This is a genomic window from Bartonella sp. AP3QHHD (genome assembly GCF_042195765.1).
GTDB lineage: Bacteria > Pseudomonadota > Alphaproteobacteria > Rhizobiales > Rhizobiaceae > Bartonella.
Map to the genome: position 1 here is coordinate 1 of NZ_JBHIPC010000021.1, position 1,123 is coordinate 1,123.

Here is a 1,123-nt window from a genome sequence, read left to right on the forward strand (position 1 = left end):
TGTAGCTTTACGGTAAGGCATAAATTGCTGTTAGCAAATCTTCTTTTCCCTTTGAAAGAGGTAAAGATGCAAACAGTAAGCGACGTGATCTCTTAAAAGATAAAAAGATACCTTACCTTTGACTCTGAAAAGCGTGGGGTTTTATCTTTCGTAATTTAAATAAAGATGATTTCATCTCTTTGTTTTTTCTAGCTAAAAATCTTTCCTGCAAACATTGTTTAGCCAGAATTGAAGAAGATAATATCACCTATCGATTATCAATATGGAGGCTAATAGTATGAAGCCACAAGATTCTTCCCTCCCTCATTCCTCACAAACACCAGAAGAGGCAAGTGCACCTGAAAGGGCGCATGCAAATGCATCGTTAGACACTCTTACTGCACATTTAGAACAATCCAGTAGTGAAAAAGGCAAAAATATCCCATTCAATCGTGAAGAATTAAAAGATATTGTTGCCCGTTTAGAGGATGATATCTCAACGGGTCGTTGGTTCACAGCTGATTATGCAAGTACAGACCTTAAGCTAATGCCAGCCTTGGTAGATCAGGCAAATCGTAAATATCCCGACATGCGTCTTCAATTGGCAGCGTCATCTCACGACTTTGCCCTTGCACTCAAAGAAGCCATCGAAAACGGCGTTCAATCTTCTAGATTTATCATTCACACAAAGGATAGGGGAATTCATTTTGCGCTCATTGATCATCAAACCATAGAGGACAAAACATCGGTGATATTTTTTGAACCTACAACATTTAACAATATGAAACCAGCAGTACTCGCATTAAGGACGCAATTGGCCCTTAAAGCGCATGAATTGCCCAACTGTTCTTTTGCCATGGCAGAAATGGACATTCAACGCAGTTCCTCTGAATGTGGAATGTTTTGTTTAGCGCTCGCTAAAAAGCTTCATACCGAATCTGCTAAATTAGAAAGACTGCACAAAGATAATATTAAAGGTGTCTTATGTGAACCAGACACGCCTTTACCTGCTGAAAAATTGGATCCATATCTTCCGACCACTTTTTACAAACACGTGCAAGGAAGAAGACGTCTTGGGGAATATCTAAAAGCCAATCCAGACGCGGCACATGAAAAAGTAAACAAAAAAGGCGAAACCCTAAAC

Annotated in this window: 1 protein-coding gene; it reads left to right on the top strand. The window is 39.4% G+C overall.

Annotation, left to right across the window (positions count from 1 at the left end; translation table 11 throughout):
- Positions 1-277 precede the first annotated feature (277 nt).
- Positions 278-1,123, top strand: an 846-nt coding sequence (locus ACFIL7_RS01325; protein ID WP_375633289.1) for a YopJ/AvrA family T3SS effector serine/threonine acetyltransferase, incomplete at its 3' end; no start/stop codon positions are given.